This window comes from Candidatus Neomarinimicrobiota bacterium (assembly GCA_016784545.1).
In the GTDB taxonomy this organism is placed as follows: domain Bacteria; phylum Fidelibacterota; class UBA8477; order UBA8477; family JABMPR01; genus JABMPR01.
Genome location: JADHUM010000031.1, coordinates 23306 through 44037 on the forward strand (window position 1 = coordinate 23306; position 20732 = coordinate 44037).

Below are 20732 nucleotides of genomic sequence, written 5' to 3' on the forward strand. Positions count from 1 at the left end.
TCTCCTATACATGTTCAAATCCTACTCATCAATGATCTCACCATCAAATATGTCCAGGAGATGCTGAGATGTTGGATGAGCCAGAATTTCGTCTTCTTTGCGTTGTTTAGGTTTACGACCATTCTCCTCTAATAGCAGAATAGTCATTTTTGTTCCGAATACTTCTGAAGCAATTTTATGAATGTCATCAGTATTTTTACTCAAGGTCTGAATATGGTATTTTTGTTCTGGAGCAAATGAGACGGTCAGACAGCCCTTCTCAAAACTTGCTGGTGTCCCCTCACTCATAAATGCGCTTGTCGATTGACTGATTTTACCCAGACTTTCAATAAATTTCTCCCAATTTTGGAGGAGTTCTTCAATTTTTATCTCACTGGGTTCATCAGCTTCTGGCGGATTGCTTTCGGATACCAGTATTTCTTCAGCTTCAGGAATTGGCTCAGGAGTTGGTTCAGGTATAATTTCTTCAGCTTTCTCTGGTTCTGCCGGAGGTACTTGTTCCGTTATGCTGACCGCTTCCACAACTGGTTCAGGTTTAACCACGTCAGGCGTTACAGGTGCGATCTCAGGTTCAGGAGTGGGTGTTGGCTTCAGTAGCGGTGCGGCCTTCTTTGGAGCTAAATCACCTTTGTCAGAGGGAGGAGATAAATTTGAAGGAACAGCCTTTGGAATGGCAGGTGCCGGGGTGCTTTTCCCAGAGAGAATTGCATCCAGGTCCAGAGCCCGAGTACTTCTGGCAAGTTTCAGGAGCATGAGCTCTACAGAAACCAGTTGATTGCTCACAAATCGTTGTTCTCTGATGGTCTCAAGCACAATGTTTTGCATGCGCAGGAGATCACGTTCTTCAAGATAGCTTGCCTGTTCCTGCAGGGCTTTGGCATCTGTATCAGAAACATCAAGATAATCAGTGATTCCAGCTACTTTAACAATGAGAAGATTTCTAACATGCTCACTGAGCCCATGGAGAAATTCAGAAATACTTATCCCTCTGGAGAATAGCATATTTGCCTGATTCACAAGGTTTTCAGCAGACTGACTGGCCACATTATGCATTAATTCAAAATATATAGTGGCATCCAGCACACCCAGTACTCTTCTCACCAGATCAATTGAAGCCTCATCTTCAGCAAATGCTGACACCTGATCCAGCAGACTCAGCGAATCGCGTAAACTACCTGCTGCTTTGCGGGAAATAAGTGCCAGACCTTCTTCAGTAATTGAAATACCCTCTTTGTCACTGATCATTTTCAGACGTGCCACCATGGTTTCAGTAGAAATCATACGAAAATCATAGCGTTGACAGCGTGAAAGAATGGTGATAGGAACTTTCTGGGGCTCTGTAGTAGCAAATATGAAAAGAACTTGTGGTGGTGGTTCTTCAAGCGTTTTTAGAAGCGCGTTAAAGGCTTCTTTTGTGAGCATGTGTACTTCATCAATGATATAGACACGATAATTGGAATTAGTAGGTGGATATTTTACAACCTCTCGCAATTCTCTAATGGCATCAATACCCCGCGTTGAAGCGCCGTCAACTTCCTGGACGTCCAGACTTCGGCCACCTGTGATTTCTACACAGTGTTTACAGGTATTGCAGGGGTTGCCATCGTTGGGATTTTCACAATTGATTGCCTTGGCCAAAATTCGAGCGCACGTTGTTTTACCAACACCTCTGGGGCCAGTAAAAATATAACCATTGGCCAGTCTATGCCTGACAAGTGCATTTCTCAGTGTTCTGGAAACATGATCCTGACCAACCACATCCTCAAATGTCTGGGGACGATATTTTAGCGAGGAAACGATATATGCAGATTCTTGCTCAGGCACGATATGGGACTTTCCAGTTGGTTGAATAAAAGCTGATCTCAAAGATGCGTGTGCCTCAGGCGAATCCGACACACGATTACAATGCTTACCGCTGCTTCCTTCCGGATCTGACGGGGTTCGGCTCGCTCTCATTGCAGGACCTGAAAGCACAACGCATCTTCAAGATCAGACGCTGTTTAAAACTCATTAAAAAAGCAGAATAATGTATCAATTATCAGGGGTGAAGGAAGTCTGATTTGATCTTATTATTCTACATCAAATACAGAGTGAATGTTGATATCCCTGGTTTATGATACTGAGATTAAATCTGGCTTGGTGAAAAACCTCTCCAGCACTTTAACCATCATTTCATGATCTTTCACCCCAGCTGTTTCTCGAATTGAATGCATGGATAGCATGGCATTACCAACATCAACGACGGGTATACCCAATCCAGTTGCTGTGATGGGACCAATTGTAGATCCACAGGGTAAATCGGTTTTATGAACGTAATGCTGGACAGGAACATCCACATCTTTACATAACTGTTCAAAGATGGCTGAGGTAAAGGCACTGGTGGCATAGCGGTGGTTTGCATTCCTCTTAATAACCGGACCCTGATTCATTTTCACTGCATGCTGGGGGTCATGAAACTCGGCATAGTTTGGATGAATGGCATGAGCGCCATCCGCTGAGATACAGGCGCTATTTGCCAGAGCCCTTTGAGTCATATGATTTGATTCATTTGGACTCACCACCCGGGTGATAATATCCCTGATAAAGCCTGAGGCTGCACCGTTCTCAGTTGAGCTGCCTATCTCCTCATTGTCAAACAGGGCAATCATGGCAGTTTGCGGAGATATAAACGCGTTTGAAGTTAGCGCCTGGACAGATGCATGGCACATGGTGAGATTGTCTATTCTCCCACTCACAATGAATTCATCATTTAAACCACTAAGATTGGCAGTCTGGGTGTCATAACATTCCAGTTGCCAGCTGGCGATTTCATCACTTTTAACTTTCAAGGTATCAGCAATAAGACCTTCGATCAATCCGGTATCGACTGATTTGCCATCTGTACTTTCAAGCGCCAGAATCGGTGGCATGTGGGTTTGCTTGTTGAGCTTTAACCCAAGTTCATTCACTTCTCGATTCAAATGAATTGCCAGTTGAGGGATTCTGAGCAAGACTTTATCGGATTTGAAGGGCACAACTTTGAGTTTCCCCCCTTGCTTCAGAATAACTCGACCAGCCAGAGAAAGATCGCGATCTGTCCAACTTGCCAGAAGTGGTCCACCATAGACCTCAACCCCAAGCTGAACATAGCCGCTCTTAGAATATTGAGCTTTAGGTTTTAGATGAAGCCCTGGAGAATCGGTGTGGGCACCAACCAGACGTACACCTGACCTGTCTCCGCTCCCCATTTGCCATGCTGCCAGGGCGGATTGACTTCTGATAACATAGTATTTCTGATTGGGTTTTAAGTCCCAGACATCTTGCTCATCAAGTTGAATAAATCCATTTGATTTGAGGGCTGCCTCAGCTGTCAATACTGCATGGTAGGCAGTGACGCTTTGATTTATATAACTTATTAGCTCTGTAATTGTAGATTTACTCATTGCTCTTCCTTTAACTAATCATTGTTTCCAAGATAGCACAACCCCGAAGGGGTGAAATTATTATTGTTCATGTTTTGAGCATTATTGAACCCCGAAGGGGTGACATTCCTCTATCCATTGGAATAAATATTTATCTTCATGTTCAATTTCATATTTCCTCAAAAACTCATGATATTCTTCTCGAAAGGATTTTTTTGAGTGATGTTTTTCCTGATTGAGTACATATTTATACACGTTATTAAGTTGAGATTTACCATATGAAAAGGCACCATATCCGGCTTGCCATGAAAATTTTCCTCTGGTATATTTTTGACTATTGATGAAGTTTGTTGAGTTATTTTTCACATCCCGTACCAAATCTGATATGGCCATGGAAGGTTTTAATCCAATCAATAGGTGAACATGGTCGGAAACACCGTTCACAATGAATGCTTTTTGACCTTTGCCATTGATGATCCCATCCATGTATTTAAATAATTCAGATCTCCAAGGCTTGTGAAGCATATTCTTTCGTCCCTTCACAGCGAAAACAATTTGAATATATAATTGCGAATAGGTACCGGCCACTTGCCTTGCTATTTCATCCTTTCAGGATTATTTAATCTTGATGTCGAACAATGCTATTAGAATTACATCCCTTTGGGAGAACTGTGACTCTATTTCCAACAAAAAGAGATATTTCAAAATCTTCGTTTAAAATATTTGCCGGGTAATTGTTGAATAAGCCCCTTCATTTCCAGTTGGAGCAAGGTACCCAGAAGTGCGAAGGTAGTCTGTCCAGCCAGGATGGACAAATCATCAATATGAATTTCTTCAGTTTCTGATAGATGTTCGAGCAATGCCTTTTCCACAGGATCGGCGGCAATGAGGAGCTCTTGCTGGCCCTGGGAGCTACCCATTTTAAATTTCTCACCAAGTTCCTCCAGAACATCCTCCACATTTTCAACCAGTTTGGCTCCCTGTTTGATTAAAAGGTTGGTCCCCCGACTCTGGCGGCTGTTCACAGGACCAGGGACAGAAAAGACCTCTCGGTTTTGATCCAGGGCAAAATAGGCCGTAATCAGGGAACCGCTGCGTTCGGCAGCCTCAATCACTATGGTACCCATACTGAGGCCTGATATAATTCGATTCCGCCGCGGAAAATTTTGTGCATCAGGTTTGCTGCCCATGAGAAATTCTGAGATCAACAATCCTTTTTCTTGTATCTCATCAAAAAGAGGTCGATTCTCAGCAGGATAAGTTCTGTCAACACCATTGCCAAGGACAGCAATGGTATGTCCACCTGCTTTCAGACACGCTTCATGGGCGTAGGTGTCTACTCCCTTGGCGGCACCAGAAACCACCGTGAGACCCCTTTGGGATAGATCTCTACTGAATTCCTTTGATATTTGCTTGCCATAAGCACTGGGCGTTCTAGTGCCAACCACTCCAATGCTGTCTGATGCCAGGAGGTCAATATTACCCCTGCAAAACAGGGCAATGGGTGGATCATAGATTTGCTTTAATTGTTCAGGATAGGCATCATCCCATAGGGTGATTAATTGTACTTGAAATTTGTCGATCAGCTTGGTCTGCCCAGCAATCAGAGCTTCATCAGGCTCACTTAATATGGAGCGGGCAATTTTGTCCTTGATGCCCGGAATTCTTGTAAGCTCTTTATAACCAACTGAGAAGATATTTTCCAGCGAACCAAATTCTGAGATAAGGTCTAAGGTTTTTCGAGGACCAACACCGGGGATGCTGAGCACCCTGATAATATTGAAAAGTTTTTTATTCACTTATACTGGTTGAGAGCGCTTTGATTAATACCTCAAGTCCTTCTCCTGAAACAGAGGAAATGGGAAATAATTCCACAGGCTCGAAGGTTGACATTTTTGGTACGCCTACAAAGGAGTCCATCTTGGTGATTGCCAACATCCGCTTGCGCTGAATCAATCCAGGGCTGTATTTCTTTACCTCTTCAAAAAGGAGTCGATATGATTCTGATGGATCTTCATCGTTAGCATCTACCAGAAATAACAAGACACTGCAGCGCTCGACATGCTTGAGGAACTGAATACCAAGTCCCTTCCCCTCATGAGCACCCTCGATAAGCCCTGGTATATCTGCCATTACAAAACTTGAATAGGCACCTGATTTCACAATTCCAAGATTTGGCGTCAAAGTGGTAAATGGATAATCTGCAATCTTTGGTTTGGCTCGGGACACCCTGGACAGCAAAGTAGATTTACCTGCATTTGGAAATCCAACCAGCCCCACATCGGCCAGAACTTTGAGCTCAAGTTCCAGGTCCCGTTCCCGACCGTCACGACCATATTCGAATTCACGAGGTGCCTGATGGGTTGGGGTAGCAAATTCCGCATTGCCCCTACCTCCACGGCCGCCATGAGCGACCACAATGGATTCACCATCAATTTGCAAGTCTGCAACCACTTCACCATTATGTAAATCTTTAACAATGGTTCCAGCAGGGACTTTAACGGTAACATCATCCCCTTTTTTGCCATGGCGAAGACTGCCCTCACCGTGTTTACCCCTGTTGGCTTTATATATGCGATGATAGCGAATATCCTGGAGCGTGTGGAGTTGAGCATCCACCTTGAGGATAATACTACCTCCTCTCCCACCATTCCCTCCAGAAGGACCCCCTTTGGGAACAAATTTTTCCCGACGAAAGGCAATGATGCCATCTCCCCCTTTTCCTGGGATGACCTTAATCTTTACATAATCAACAAATCTCATTATCCATCCTAGCGGTTGCGCTCAGCAAGATCATCCATTCTTCGTTTTAAGTAAGACAGGAAGGCCCTGTCTTCAATTTCCATATCCTCGATGAGAACCTCGGCTACTTCTTCATAATCAAGAGCACACAGGATTGAGACTTCACCATTTTTCTCCCAACCATCGGTTACTTCCACATGCTTCATGACTTGTTCAAGCGTAATGGGAAGTCCCGATAGAAGTTGAAATTTGTCATCATCAGAATAATTAATCTGTTTTTCATCCCAATAGTCCCTGAGGATAACTTCAACTTCATTCATCAAGAGGGTGTGCAATTCTGATTGGGCTTTTTGAACAGATTTGTCCATATCCTGAGAATATTCTTCCGGTAGATTTATAACTAAAAAAATAGTATCTCTGACTGTGATGTGTGTATCGACCCACTTTGGTGCTTTGCTGGTACCGGCACTGGGTAGGTCATATTTCACCGATTCTGAAGCACAACCGATAAAGAATATTATCACCAGGGGAAAAAGGATTCTTTTTTTGTGGATTCTCATGCTTGCGCCTCCAATCGGTGCTTAACAATTTTTGCGATGGCCCCAGAGGAAATCATTTCATAAATATTTTCTATATGAGTGCTCAATGAACCGTCAACCTCCAGATATGGCACTTCCTGGCGAATTCGTTGATAGATAGCCTCGCTGGAAGGTGCGAGATGGTACTGAGGATTTAGGTCCCTGGCCTGTGCGGCACACATCAACTCGATTGCAAATATTCTCGAAGCATTGGAGATAACCTGCTTGAGCTGATGCCCTGCTATGGGAGCCATACTCACATGATCCTCCTGATTGGCAGAAGTGGGAATGGAATCCACTGAAGCTGGATGACTCAGGGACTTATTCTCACTGGCCAGGGCTGCAGCAGTTACATGAGCTATCATAAAACCAGAGTTCAAGCCGGCCTCCTTCATAAGGAACATGGGCAAATTACTCTGACTCGTTTCCTGAAAAGCGGCAATTCTCCGTTCACTCATGGAAGCAACATCTGAGAGTGCAATTGCGAGATAGTCCATAATGTGACCAATGGGAGCAGCATGAAAATTACCCCCGGAGACAATCATATTCTCCTCGATCAATGTTACGGGGTTATCGGTGGTACTATTGGCCTCTTGAGTCAGAATTCGTTCAGCATAAACAATGAGATCATACCATGAGCCATGAACCTGAGGCATACAGCGGAGGCTGTAAAAGTCCTGGACTCTGTCGCAGTCAAGGTGAGCATCTCGATAGCCGCTATCGGCCATGAGGGTGAATAAAATTTCTCCAGCAAATACCTGTCCTGGCTGGTTCCGCGCTTCCTGAATTTCTTTCTTAAATGCTGTATCAGTACCAAGCATGACTTCAGTGCTAAAAGCGCCTGTACCTGAGATGGTTAAGAACAAATCCTGAATATTTTCCAGGGATTCAATTGCCAGTGCTGTGCTCACCTGCGTCCCGTTTATCAGGGAAAGACCTTCTTTTTCTTTTAGCTCCACAATAGGAAGCTTGAACTGCTTCAATATTTCTGCAGCAGGTTTAACAGATCCATCATCCATGAGAAATTGGCCTTCACCGATGAGGGGTAGTGCCAGATCGGCCAGGGGTGCCAGATCCCCACTGGCTCCCACACTTCCTCTCTCTCTGATAGCAGGAGTATGATTGTTATTGTACAAATTGATCAATGCTTCAATGACCTCAAGCCTGATACCTGAATAACCTCTTAGTAGACTGTTAATCTTGAGGAGCAGGATCAACCTGACTGTCTTTTGAGAAAAGTACCCACCTGTTCCAGCCGCATGGCTTCTTAAGAGATTGACCTGAAGCTGTCTCAAATTTTCGCTGGAGATTCTTTGATTCGCCAGCTTGCCAAATCCAGTGTTTACGCCATAGACCGTTTTCCCGGCCGCCAACATGTTCTCTACAACCTCACGTGATCTCCGCACAAGTCTGGTTGATTCTGAAGAAAGTGATAATTTTGTAGGCGATTTCAGTTCTTCAAATATTCCATGAAGTGACAATGAGTTACCATCTAAAATCATATCGTGCTCACTTTAGTTTGTATTGGCATCTGCAATTCCATGAGATCTGAACCAGGCGCGAATGGAATCAACCAGTTCTCGTTCTGAATTAGCAGGTACATGGGGTATGGGTGTAGAATTACGAAAATAATCACCATATCGCTTGGTAAATATTCGCTCATCCAATGAAAGAATTGCCCCAAAATCGGAAGTGCTACGAATGAGTCGACCAACACCCTGCTTGTACTTAATAGCAGCCTCAGGAACGCTATAGCCCATAAAGTCATTCTCACCAGCAGCCTTCAGTGCATCGCTGTTGGCGCGGACAATGGGATCTGATGGTACCAGGAAGGGTAGTTTAGCAATAACCAGCAATTGAAGGGCATCCCCACGAATATCCACGCCCTGCCAGAAGCTGTCTGTGGCCAGAAGTATGCTATCCGGGTATTTCTGGAACTGATTAATCAAATCCATTCTGGACACACGACTGGATTGGACCAGCAATCGACGACCTGACCCCTTTATGAGATCCTCCAATTCTTCCTGCCAGTTCATAAGCATGGTATAGCTGGTGAATAATATCATGGTTCCAACCGGATGTGTTTTCCATATTTTTTCAAGGAGAAACAGGACTTCAATGGTATAATTCTCAGCGTTTTGGGGTCCCATAAATGTGGGGACAAATATTCTTGCCTGGTCCTCATAGAAAAATGGTGAGGGATAGGTCTTTTCTTTCAATCTATCATGACCCTTCAATCCCAGGCGTTGCTTGAGATAGCTGAAACTTCCATCGATGTTGAGGGTCCCTGATGTGAATATGGCACAGGCAAGACCTTCATAAACTCGCTCCTGCATCTGTTTACCTATCTCAAGGGGAACCTGGACAAATTTTACTGCCACGACCTCGCTTTTTGGCAGGATCTCAAACCAATAGATCATTTCGGGATTATCTGCGGCAGCCTGTTTATCCATGATTTCAAGTGTGTAGACCATCATCTCACGCCAGGAATGGAATCTTGAGCTAATCTCAGACAGACCAGGCAGTGATTCGTCATCCAGATCGTCCAGAGATTTTTCTACATCCCGGACCAGATTATTCAATGAGGTCAAACTGGTGATAACTGAGTACCAGATTCCACGAACCGGTGCAAAAGGATCCTTTTCTGCCGAGTACAATTCCTTGTACGTAAAAGTTGCTCGCTCGATATCGCGCTGTCGAGTTGCCTTGAACTCGGTGAAGAAGGCCAGTAAGGTTTTGTCAAATTCTAGAATGTCGGTCTCAAGCTGATCCAATTGAGCCGAGATCCCCGCTTTTTGCTTTTCATCCACAGGTACCAGAAGATGTCTCAGCTCAATGGACATCCCACTCTTATTGCGACCCTTATAGAACAACTGATCCAGCTGGATTCTCAGACTCCTGTATGAAAACTCTGCTGCAAAAAATTGATAGGCTGTTTTCTCAAGGAGATGAGCTTCATCCACAATGAGTCTTTGGTAGCGGGGCAAAATAGCATGATCGGCAGCAGCATCAGCCAGGAGCAAAGAGTGATTGACCACCACGATATCTGCCTTGGCAGATTCCTGACGCAATTTGCCGAGATAGCAGAAATCGTTATGGGCACAAACATTGGTAGTGCAAAATCCTGGTTCACTGTTCAGTTTGGACCAGACCAATGCATTCCCTACAGTATGAAAACCATTGTGTTCATCAATGTCACCTGTGGGTGTTTCGTGAGCCCAGACCACCAATGTCTGAAGCGCTTCTTTCTCGCGCCGGCTGAATCTCCAACTCACATCACGCATGGCTCTCTGCCATTTGGTCTTGCAGATGTAATTATTTCGTCCTTTGAGAAGCAAGGCTCTTACAGGCAACCCAAGCTTCTCCTGGATGAAGGGAATTTCCTTATGAAAGAGCTGATCCTGCAAATTCTTGGTGTTACAACTGATAAATATAGGTTCATCTTCCTTGAGTTCATGACGTGTAAGGACAGCTGGAATAGTATAGGCCAGACTCTTCCCCACACCTGTTCCTGCTTCACCCATGAGAAACTCATCATTCCGCATGGCATACTGGATATCATGAGCCAGGGTTACCTGAGTTTGGCGTGGTTCATATCCATCAAGGTGCTTGGAAAGCAAGCCCTCGTCAGAAAATATCTGATCAAGATCAGGGAAAGTACCTTCACTGGTAGAATGGCGAATGTTTGGTTTCTGGGGTAATGGAATTCTTGGATATTCATCCAATTCTTCCATGGCTCGTCCAGAAGCAGTCCATTCCAGCATGGCTGTATATAGAGGCTCATTTGGTAAATCTGTCCCGTGCATAACATCAACAAGAACTTTGAGTACATCTGGTGAAAGTCTCTTCATCTCAGAAATGAGGATAAGCAATATTTCTGCAACCATATCGGCATCATAATCAGCTCGATGGGCACCCTCTTTGGATAACCCATAGAATTCGGCTGCTGTTCCCAGCTTATGATTAATCATATCATATCTCAGGGTTCGCACCAGACTCAAGGTATCAATGCGCTGATTCTTGAGCGGGATGCCATCTATGGCTTCTCTTTTGACATCTAAAAAATTATGGTCGAAGTAAATATTATGGGCTACCAATGGATGATCCCCCAGGAAATCATAGAGATCATCTACTACTTCCTCAAAAGTGGGAGCATCTTCCACCATTTCATTGGTGATTCCGGTGAGTTTGGTGATGAATTTAGGGATTCTTACCGGTGGTTTAATAAATTGTTGATAGCGTTCTGTGGCTACGCCATTTACAATCTTGACAGCACCAAATTCTATGACAAAATCGACCTTAGGATCAAGACCAGTGGTCTCAAGATCAAAAGAAACAAAGGTTCCAAGGCCAATTCCTTGTAAATATTCTGAGAAACTCATGCGAGCCAACCCGCTATGGTGATTGTGTATGTTGTGATCAAATCTTCCTGTGCTTTCTATGATTCATGGATCAAACGCCGGCAAAGGCGCGGGTCACATCAATCAGTATGGATGGTTTATGTCGTGCAACCGCCGTAAATATCTTCATAAGTGAGAGTTCATCAGGAGGTATCTTGGCCAGACGATGGGCCATTTTATTCAATTTTTCATCAGTGATTTCAAAAATGGCATCTGCGACGCGATGAAGTCCATCGTGGGTTTTCCCTTCGGCTTTTTGCCATCTTGAAGGATAATCTTTAAAACCATTGGGCGTTAGATCTCCGGTCTGCAATGCTGCTGCAGCAACATCTCCAGCGATCCGACCTCCCACCATGCCTGTGATAATGCCCCCGCCAGTTACGGGATTTACCATTCTGGCAGCATCTCCTGTGAGCATGATACCCTCTTTAGTGATGGTCTTAAGTGTTTTGGCGATGGGAATGCCACCGCAAACACTGGTCAAAATACTGGCTTTTGGATAATGTTCTTTTAAGAACTTGTGGGTAAGATCATGTGCACTAAAATCTTTTGCTACCTTTCCGTTCACTCCCAATCCAATATTTGCCATGCCATTACCTTTTGGAAATATCCAGAGATATCCTCCTGGTGCCCAGTTGGACCCGATAAAGAAATCAATCATTTCCTGATCGATATCAACATTACCGACTGTTGCCTGATATCCAGAATCCATATCTCTCAACTTGGTAGCTGTTCGCATCCCGGCCATTCGACCAACTCTGGATTCAACGCCATCAGCAGCAATGACTATTTTAGCCGTCAATTGCCTATTCTCACCCATGTATTGGTACTTGACGCCTTTTACTGCGTTGTCTTCCATTATCAGGCCGTCTACATAGGCACGAGTCTGGATCTCAGCACCGGCTTGACCTGCACGGTTCGCCAGGGCATAATCGAACAATCTTCGATGGAGGACATATCCAGCATCCTTCATCCCGAAGTCAACCCTGGTATTATCGGGGGAACGCATGCGTACTTTGGAGATCGTAGCAGCAATCCATTGGGGGTCTGGGTCGATGAATTGTTTTAAACCAGAAGCGCCCACACCTTCACCACAACGAACTGGGTAACCAATATCTCTATCTTTTTCAAGCAGAAGGGTCTTTGCTCCACCCTTTGCTGCGGCTTCAGCGGCCATGGATCCAGCAGGTCCACCTCCAACAACGATGACATCAAAATCAGTCATGCTTTACCTCCTCTTTGGTCTCATCAGAAGAAAGCACATCTATGGGACACACCCAGATACAGATATCACAGTCTATGCAGGTATCATGGATGATGGATATATCAGCTTCGCGCAATTCAATGGCATCAACGGGACAAACAGCGACGCAGGTGCCACAAAAATCACATCGATTATCTTTTACAAGGATCATAATAAACCCCTTTTATATCTACTCGATTAATTCAGGGGATATTCCTTTCCACCTGATATGATCGATTAAGAATTAACCTGTTAAAATAGGAATCAAAGGTGCATTCTAAATGATTAAATGCACTGGATTATCGGGTGAGGAGCGATTCGGTTCGTGCCCACTCCTCTGGGATATTTTATTCCGGAAAATCTATACTATACCCAAGCTATTTAGCAAGACCAACATTATCAAGACTGGAGCAACAAATCGCAGAAACACAAACCAGATACCCTCGAACCATGGATAGGTTTCGAAGAGGTGTTCTGCTCCCTCTTTCACGGCAGTCATCACAGAAGTCCTTGTCCATACCCATCCGACAAAAATAGCTATCATCAATCCACCAAATGGCAGCAACACGTTGGAGGCTATGAAGTCCACCACATCAAAAAATGTTTTTCCAAACATAGTGACATCTGACATAAGATTAAATGACAAGGCGGAAGGAATTCCCAGGAGGTAGATCGAACCACCGAAAATCATGACTGCACCTTTGCGATTCCAGCCCTTTTCATCTACAAAATAGGCGACCACGACTTCCAGTAAGGATATTGCCGATGTGAGGGCAGCAATAGCCAGAAGCAGGAAAAAGAGAAAAGAGAAGTAAACCCCGCCCGTCATCCCGGCAAATACTGCAGGCAGAGTCTGGAAAATCAACCCAGGACCTGCTGCCGGATCGAGCCCTGAAGCAAATACAGCAGTAAATATTGCGACTCCTGCCATGATGGCAATAAGCGTATCCAGAAATACTATCTGAGCCGAAGCTGTGATGACACTGTTCTTTTTGGACATATAACTTCCATAGGTCATCATGGCCCCCATACCAAGACTGAGGGTAAAAAAAGCATGACCCAGCGCGATGAGGATGGAATGTCCATTAATTTTGGCCCAGTCCGGGACCAGTAAAAAGGCCAAGCCCTTATCAGCTCCAGGCAGGGTCATTCCACGAATCATGAGAATAACCAGGATGGTAAGTAGGATTGGCATCATAATCTTGCTGGATTTTTCGATACCACCCTGAACCCCCTTGACCACAATAAACATGGTCATGGCAAAGAAAATGGTATGATAACCTAAGGTCCAGGTTGCACTGCCTGAGAGTACACCAAAAAGAACACCTGCCTCCTCAGGATTGTGAAAATTGGACAGTGAACCTCGCAAGGTTTCCATCACATATCCTATGGTCCATCCTCCAATAACGCTATAGAAGGAGAGGATCATAAATCCGGCTATAACCCCTAGGAATCCTACTGATAGCCACATCTTAGAAGGCGTAAGGGCGGCGAATGCACCAACTGGATTGCGTTGAGTGGTTCTTCCAATCAGAACTTCAGCAATGAGTACCGGGAACCCGATAATAGCTATACAGATCAGATAGACAAAGATGAATGCAGCTCCACCATTTTCCCCTGCTATGTATGGAAACTTCCAGATATTTCCCAGCCCAACTGCGGAACCCGCAGCAGCCAGGATAAATCCCAATTTGGATCCCCACGCTTCTCTATTCTGTGTCATCTATTGGTCCTACCTTTTTGGTTTTTTCTTGTGGGATCTCCGCATCCTGCTCAATTTCATACTTTTCAAAATCCCAGAGCTGGGCATCTACATAAGCATCAATAATGTTCAGCGTCCAAATCAGAGACATCATCCAAACTTTGTCATTCCTCGTTCTATGCAGGGATTCGCTGGATAAATCAGCTTGATAATCTGCCTGAGCAAGGGAATATCCATATCCATAATATGCAAATGCCCCGGCAAACAAGAGTGCTTTTAGTGGGTGTCGGTTATAAAGCTGACCGCCACCAGGAATAATAGAAAGAATAATTGCCTTACCCGGGCTCTTTACACCGGAAGAGTCAACCTGCCCCTCAACTCGTGATTGACCGCTCAACAATCCGCATGCAAGAAATAAAACGATAAATTGCTTCAAAGAAAAGTTCATAGCTTTTATTTATACGCCACCATCTCTATTTCAATATCGGTCCCAAGTGGCAAACCTGCAACCTGGACGGCGGCTCTGGCTGGCGCGTAATCACTTGGAAAGAATTCTCCATAAATTCGGTTCAACTCTGCGTATTGGCCAAGATCTGTGACATAAATATTGGTTTTGACAACTTTGGAAAAATCGCTGCCAGCAGCTTCCAGGATAGCGTTCAGGTTGTGCATTACCTGATAGACGCGGTCAGAAAATGATGTCTCAACTAGTTTTCCCGTTGCAGGATCCAGTGGAATCTGGCCAGCTGTATAAATCATTCCATTTATCTCAACGGCCTGATTATAGGGTCCAATTGCAGCAGGTGCTTTGTCTGTACGAATAATATTCTTCATGATAATGTCCTATTATACTGTTGTTAATCAGCTAGTTACAAGATTTTGATCAAGCAATGTGATCATCCGATTTGCCCGGGATATAAGTAAGCATCTGCTTTCCTCAATGTCAACTTTTCCCTGTTCTGTAATCGGGGAAAATCCTTGAGACAAAAATTTACGAGTAAAGCAAAATCATTTCATCAAAGGACTGACGCTTACGAATCAGTTGGGTATCCCCAGTGCTAGTCACCATGATTTCTGGTGATAGCGGTCTCATATTATAAGTGGAACCCATGGAACTGGCATAGGCACCAGCTGATCCAATGACCATGAGATCATTTTTTTCAAATTTGGGTATATTTCTTTGTCTTGCCAGCGCATCAGAACTTTCACAGACTGGTCCCACCACATCCACCATGGTCAGCGGTCGATCCTCAATATGGGAATAAATAGCGTGGTAAGCATCATACAGGGCGGGACGGATCAGCTCTGTGGTAGCACCATCGATGATGACAAATTGATGGCCTCCGTTCTCTTTATTGCCCAGAACCCTTGCCAATAAGACACCAGCATTGGCAACCAGGACTCTACCTGGTTGGATATGAAGCTGGTATTCACCTAATTTTTCCATAGCACGTTGGGCAATTGATTCGAGGAAAGGTGTTGTCTCAAGAATATCTTCGAATGGATCCTCATAATTCACCCCAAAACCACCCCCAAGATCAAGATGGGTAATTTCAATACCTTCATCCTGTAATGAAGCAGTGAATTGTTGCAGATAATCAATAAGATCGTAGAAAGGTTGAGGTTGTATAATTTGTGAACCAATATGACAATGAATCCCATCAAACTGAATATGGGGATAGGATTTGGCCTGAGTGAGAAAATGTCTCACTTTTTCAGGACTCATCCCAAATTTGTTCTGTTTTAAACCAGTTGAGATGTGGGGATGTGTCTGAGGATCAATATCAGGATTCAAGCGCAGCAGGACAGCAGCTTTTTTACCTGCGATTCTGGCCCGTTCTTCCAGGAGTTCCAACTCAAAACGGCTTTCCACATTAAAATGGCCGATATCGAAATTAAGCGCAATATCCAATTCTGGGAGGGTCTTGCCGACCCCTGCGAAATTGATCTCAGTCCCCTCAAATCCGCAGTATTTAGCCATTTGAAATTCACCTGATGATACGATATCAACGCCAAAACCAAATGTTTTAAAAAGTTTCAGAATAGTTGGGTTTGAGTTGGCCTTCATGGCGTAGGAGACCTGAAATCCACGAGCGATGAAAATCTGTTTCAATACTTCAGCATTGCGTCTGAGTATCTGCTCGGAATAGATGTATGCAGGCGTTCCATACTGATCTGCAATAGCAGACAGGTCAACCCCATCACAATGGAGCGATTTGTTTATGTAGGTAAAGGCCATTCTACCAGTGGACGTTCAAATTGCGGTTGGCCTGGGTTTCATCAACCTTGCCAACAGGTGTAGAATGCGGTGCAGTATGGACCAATTCAGGATTTGTTTCCACTTCTTCTGCGATTTGCTTCATGACTGCGATAAAACGATCCATGGTTTCTTTATTCTCACTCTCAGTCGGTTCAATCATGAGGGCTTCTTTAACAATGAGTGGGAAATACATGGTTGGTGAATGGAATCCAAAGTCAAGCAACCGTTTGGCAATATGCAGGGCGTTGGTCCCCTTTTCTTTCTGGGATCGAGCTGAAAGCACAAACTCGTGCATACATGTCCTATCATATGCCAACTCAAAGACATCCTTGAGTTTGTGCATCATATAGTTGGCGTTGGAAATAGCAATTTCAGAGATATTTCTTAGACCATCTGGACCCAGCATTCTGATATAGGTCCAGGCGCGCAGCAAAATGCCAAAATTTCCATAAAAACCGTGTACTCGTCCAATACTGTGCTCATAGCCATATTCTAAATGATATTTATCATTTATTAACTCTACACGGGGTCTGGGCAGATATGCCGCCAGTTTGTCAGTCACGCCAATGGGACCAGCTCCTGGACCGCCGCCTCCATGGGGTGTTGAGAAGGTTTTATGAAGATTCAGATGCGTGATATCAAAGCCCAAATCTGCTGGCCGTGTAATACCCAGGAGAGCATTCATATTGGCTCCATCCATATACATGATACCGTCAACACCATGAATGAGCTCTGAAATCTTGCTAATATTTTCCTCAAAAAGTCCCAGTGTATTGGGATTGGTTAACATAAAGCCGGCAACCCGATCATCAATTTTGGACTCGAAGTCTTCCATATCGACCAGGCCTTTTGAGTTACTCTTAATCTCAACGACCTTATAACCTGCCATGGCAACAGAAGCTGGATTGGTACCGTGTGCAGCGGATGGAATGAGTATGACATCTTTGTCATTGCCTCTCAATTCATGATATTTCCGCATGAGCAGTACACCCACCAGTTCACCCTGTGAGCCAGCTGCAGGTTGAAGCGTAAAAGCGGTCATGCCAGTGATAGCACATAATTGCTGCTCTAATTCATGGTAGACACCAAGGAGTCCCTGACTCAGCTCTTCTGGTTGGTAGGGATGGACTTCTGCAAGAACTGAGGCGGTCCAATCATTAATCTTGGGATTATACTTCATGGTGCAGGACCCAAGAGGATAGAGATCCTTGTCCACATGATGATTCTTGGTTGATATACCAATATAATGGCGCACCAGTTCTGGTTCTGAAACTTCTGGAAGCCGTGGGGCTTCTGATCTGAGATATTTTTCAGGAATCAGATCACTTATGCTTTTTTCTGGCACATCTAAAGCCGGGATTGATGTAGCGACATGTCCAGAGGTGGATTTTTCAATAATTAATTGAGCTTTTTTCATCCCAAACGTTCTCCTATCAAATCAAATACATCTGCAATAACTGTTTTCAACGCAGCGGCATCTTTGCCACCTGCAGTGGCCATTTGTGGTTTTCCACCACCGCCACCACCTAACTTCTGCCCCAATTCACGTACAATATCCCCAGCCTTCAATTTGTGCTGAGCAATCACATCATCTGAAACCACACAAACCACATAAGGTGATCCATCTATGACGGTTCCCAGAACTCCCAGACCACTTTTCATCTGCCTGATCAATTCTGCACCAAGATCTTTAAGTGCCTCTGTATCAGGAACTTCTACCACCTCACTTAAAACGTTTACGCCACCGATTGACTGCGAATTTCCAAGAATATCAGTAAGTACAGAAGCGGCCTGATCAAAGGATAAGACCTTGACCTGTTTTTCCAGAGCTTTCTTCTCATCCAGCAAATGTTGGGTCTTGGAACTAAGATCTTCTACATCTGAAGTAAGCAAATGGCGTAAATGATTGATGGTCTCCCGCTCTACCCGGGCATTCTCTTCTGCAACTTTCCCAGTTGATGCTTCAATTCGGCGAACTCCAGCGGCAATGGCTGCCTCAGATTCGATACGGAAAAACCCGATATCTCCAGTCGCCTGGACATGGACCCCGCCGCAAAGCTCGTGGCTGTACTCACCAAATTTAACGGTGCGGACCTGGTCACCATATTTTTCACCAAAGAAGGCCAGAGCCCCTTCAGTCTTGGCTTCATCAAAACTCATATTGCGAATGCTGGCGGAGTTATTCTTTCTGATTTCAGCGTTTACAAGCCGTTCAGCCCTGTTGATTTCTTCTGCCGTCATTTTTTCAAAATGGTTAAAGTCAAATCGCAGGTGCTTTTCATCCACCAATGAACCAGCCTGTTTAACATGATCTCCGAGAATATTTCTAAGGGCAGCATTCAATAAATGGGTAGCAGTATGGTTGCGGATAATCGCATTTCGACGATTAGCGTCGATTACAGCTATCACCGGCTCGGTATTAAATTCACTTGATATCAACCTGGTCTTGTGAACAATGGAATCGCCATCACGGCGTGTGTCCAAAACCTCTAATTCCATTTTCGCATTATAGATACGACCCGTATCGCCAACCTGACCACCACTTTCTGCGTAGAAGGGTGTCTGAGTCAGGATAACAAAAATATTTTTACCTGATTTCATCACCTGAGCGATGGAAGTATCCAATTGGGGATGCGTATATCCCAGGAATTCCGAGTGTGTGCCAGCATGGACAATTTCCCATTCACTTCCCTGGGTATGAGTCTGCTTGAGCTGGGTTGCCTCTCGCGCTTTTTCGCGCTGACTATTCATGAGGGTTTCGAAGGCTTCAAGATCAACACCAAATCCTTCTTCATCAGCCATGAGACTGGTTAAATCCACAGGAAAACCAAAGGTATCGTAAAGTTTAAAAACACTTTCGCCTGAAAGTGTGGTTTCGCCCGCTGCTTTTGCATCTTCAATGATACCTGAAAAGATCTGCAATCCCCTGCCCAGGGTCTGGCTAAAGGAATCTTCCTCGGACTTGATTACTTTCTGTATATAGGCGACCCGCTCTTTGAGTTCTGGATAGGCATCACCCATGACGGCCACCACAGTGGGAACAAGTTTGTACAGGAAGGCATCATTCATGCCCAAATTACGTCCATAACGGGCTGCTCTACGCAATATACGGCGTAAGACATACCCACGACCATCATTGGAGGGCAGAGCGCCGTCAGAGATGGAAAAAGTCAACATGCGTATATGGTCTGCAATGACACGATGGGCCATTCCCTGCTCATCTCGTTGGTAGGTGATACCAGACAAGGTTGATATCTCATCAAGAAGCGGAGTAAATAGGTCAGTATCGTAGTTGCTGTCTTTCCCCTGGAGGTAAGCGACAACGCGCTCAAGTCCTGCACCGGTATCAACATGTTTATTTGGCAATTCGGTTAATTCACCGTTCTGATCACGGAAGTACTGAATAAATACCAGATTCCATAATTCCATAAAACGTGGGCTGTCAGTATTTACTCCTAATTCAGGATGAGAGCCATGGATGGCAGGGTCACCACCAATATCAACATGAATTTCAGAACAGGGACCGCAGGGACCAGTTTCCCCCATTTCCCAGAAATTATCCTTGTCGCCAAAACGCAAAATATTTTCTCTGGGGATATCGGTGAGTGTTTCCCACAGCTCAAATGCTTCATCATCATCCTTATAAACTGTTGCATACAACTTGTCTTTGGGGATTTTCCAAACATCAGTGAACAATTCCCAGGCCCATTTGATGGCTTCTGGTTTGTAATAATCTCCAAAACTCCAGTTTCCCAACATTTCGAAAAAGGTATGGTGATAGGTGTCGCGACCTACTTCCTCAAGATCGTTATGCTTACCACTAACACGAATACATTTTTGCGAATTCACAGCCCTGGGATGACCTGCAGTTTCTGTTTCCAAAAAGATGCCTTTAAACTGATTCATTCCCGCATTGGTAAACAATAGGGTGGGATCATCAAATGGGACAACCCCTGCACTACGTACAAATTTATGATTTTTGTCCTGAAAGAACTGTATAAACTGATTTCGAATTTCTTGCGATGTCATTGTGCCTCAATGAGTTAGAGATACTACTTAAATTATGGATAAATACTTAGCAAAGAACGCGCTATTATAGTTAGCAACATTCCAAAATGGAAGTATGGAAATTCATATTATGTAGAAATTCATTTCATGGGGGCATGCTTCAGGCCGTCATCTTTAGCGGAGTCGAGGGATACTACCCCTGTTATGTCGGATCGATATCCCTCGTCTCCGCTCGGGATGACGAGGGAATAATTCTTTTACAAAATCGAGTAGGAGGATAGGGATTAATTCCCTATCCGTCCTCTCACACCACCCTGCGTACGGTTCCGTACAGGGCGGTTCCTTAATTTACACCTTAACATTTCGGTAATAATCCGTGAAAAAGAGGTATCCAGCTT

General features: G+C 44.4%; 16 protein-coding genes and 1 other RNA gene. All 17 read right to left on the bottom strand.

Annotated elements, in window-relative coordinates; all coding sequences use genetic code 11:
* Positions 1-21: 21 nt before the first annotated feature.
* The 17 genes from dnaX to alaS all read right to left on the bottom strand — a co-directional run bounded on the left by dnaX (position 22) and on the right by alaS (position 20355).
* Positions 22-1824, bottom strand: coding sequence for a DNA polymerase III subunit gamma/tau (dnaX, locus tag ISR87_08590; GenBank protein ID MBL7025501.1), 1803 nt, complete (start codon positions 1822-1824; stop codon positions 22-24).
* Between the two features lie 50 nt (positions 1825-1874).
* Positions 1875-1970, bottom strand: an RNA gene (gene ffs, locus ISR87_08595) — signal recognition particle sRNA small type.
* 141 nt (positions 1971-2111) lie between these two features.
* Positions 2112-3422, bottom strand: coding sequence for a M18 family aminopeptidase (locus ISR87_08600; protein MBL7025502.1), 1311 nt, complete (start codon positions 3420-3422; stop codon positions 2112-2114).
* Between the two features lie 81 nt (positions 3423-3503).
* Positions 3504-3989, bottom strand: a complete 486-nt coding sequence (tnpA, locus tag ISR87_08605; GenBank protein ID MBL7025503.1) for an IS200/IS605 family transposase — start codon at positions 3987-3989, stop codon at positions 3504-3506.
* A 113-nt stretch (positions 3990-4102) separates the two neighbouring features.
* Positions 4103-5200, bottom strand: a complete 1098-nt coding sequence (gene dprA, locus ISR87_08610; GenBank protein ID MBL7025504.1) for a DNA-protecting protein DprA — start codon at positions 5198-5200, stop codon at positions 4103-4105.
* On the bottom strand, positions 5193-6164 hold the full coding sequence (gene obgE, locus ISR87_08615; GenBank protein MBL7025505.1) for a GTPase ObgE: 972 nt from the start codon (positions 6162-6164) through the stop codon (positions 5193-5195). The genes dprA and obgE overlap by 8 nt, the downstream gene beginning before the upstream one ends.
* Before the next feature lie 8 nt (positions 6165-6172).
* Entirely contained in the window at positions 6173-6703 is a 531-nt protein-coding gene (locus tag ISR87_08620) for a hypothetical protein (protein MBL7025506.1), read from the bottom strand.
* The gene (gene hutH, locus ISR87_08625) at positions 6700-8223 is read right to left on the bottom strand and encodes a histidine ammonia-lyase (GenBank protein ID MBL7025507.1); all 1524 of its coding nucleotides are present in this window, start codon (positions 8221-8223) and stop codon (positions 6700-6702) included. The genes ISR87_08620 and hutH overlap by 4 nt, the downstream gene beginning before the upstream one ends.
* Positions 8224-8235: 12 nt before the next feature.
* Positions 8236-11103, bottom strand: a complete 2868-nt coding sequence (locus tag ISR87_08630) for a hypothetical protein (protein ID MBL7025508.1) — start codon at positions 11101-11103, stop codon at positions 8236-8238.
* 70 nt (positions 11104-11173) lie between these two features.
* Positions 11174-12346 carry an NAD(P)/FAD-dependent oxidoreductase gene (locus tag ISR87_08635; protein ID MBL7025509.1) on the bottom strand — a complete coding sequence of 391 codons (1173 nt, stop codon included), beginning with the start codon at positions 12344-12346 and terminating at the stop codon, positions 11174-11176.
* Positions 12339-12536, bottom strand: coding sequence for a 4Fe-4S binding protein (locus ISR87_08640; GenBank protein ID MBL7025510.1), 198 nt, complete (start codon positions 12534-12536; stop codon positions 12339-12341). Before ISR87_08640 ends, ISR87_08635 begins: the two co-directional genes overlap by 8 nt.
* Positions 12537-12725: 189 nt before the next feature.
* Positions 12726-14087: a sodium-dependent transporter gene (locus tag ISR87_08645; GenBank protein MBL7025511.1), complete on the bottom strand. Its 1362-nt coding sequence runs from the start codon at positions 14085-14087 to the stop codon at positions 12726-12728.
* On the bottom strand, positions 14074-14502 hold the full coding sequence (locus ISR87_08650) for a hypothetical protein (protein ID MBL7025512.1): 429 nt from the start codon (positions 14500-14502) through the stop codon (positions 14074-14076). Before ISR87_08650 ends, ISR87_08645 begins: the two co-directional genes overlap by 14 nt.
* A gap of 17 nt (positions 14503-14519) precedes the next feature.
* Positions 14520-14900, bottom strand: a complete 381-nt coding sequence (locus ISR87_08655) for a RidA family protein (GenBank protein MBL7025513.1) — start codon at positions 14898-14900, stop codon at positions 14520-14522.
* A 157-nt stretch (positions 14901-15057) separates the two neighbouring features.
* The gene (lysA, locus tag ISR87_08660) at positions 15058-16305 is read right to left on the bottom strand and encodes a diaminopimelate decarboxylase (GenBank protein ID MBL7025514.1); all 1248 of its coding nucleotides are present in this window, start codon (positions 16303-16305) and stop codon (positions 15058-15060) included.
* Position 16306: 1 nt separating this feature from the next.
* Entirely contained in the window at positions 16307-17743 is a 1437-nt protein-coding gene (gene gcvPB, locus ISR87_08665; GenBank protein ID MBL7025515.1) for an aminomethyl-transferring glycine dehydrogenase subunit GcvPB, read from the bottom strand.
* On the bottom strand, positions 17740-20355 hold the full coding sequence (alaS, locus tag ISR87_08670; protein ID MBL7025516.1) for an alanine--tRNA ligase: 2616 nt from the start codon (positions 20353-20355) through the stop codon (positions 17740-17742). Before alaS ends, gcvPB begins: the two co-directional genes overlap by 4 nt.
* Between the last annotated feature and the right edge of the window lie 377 nt (positions 20356-20732).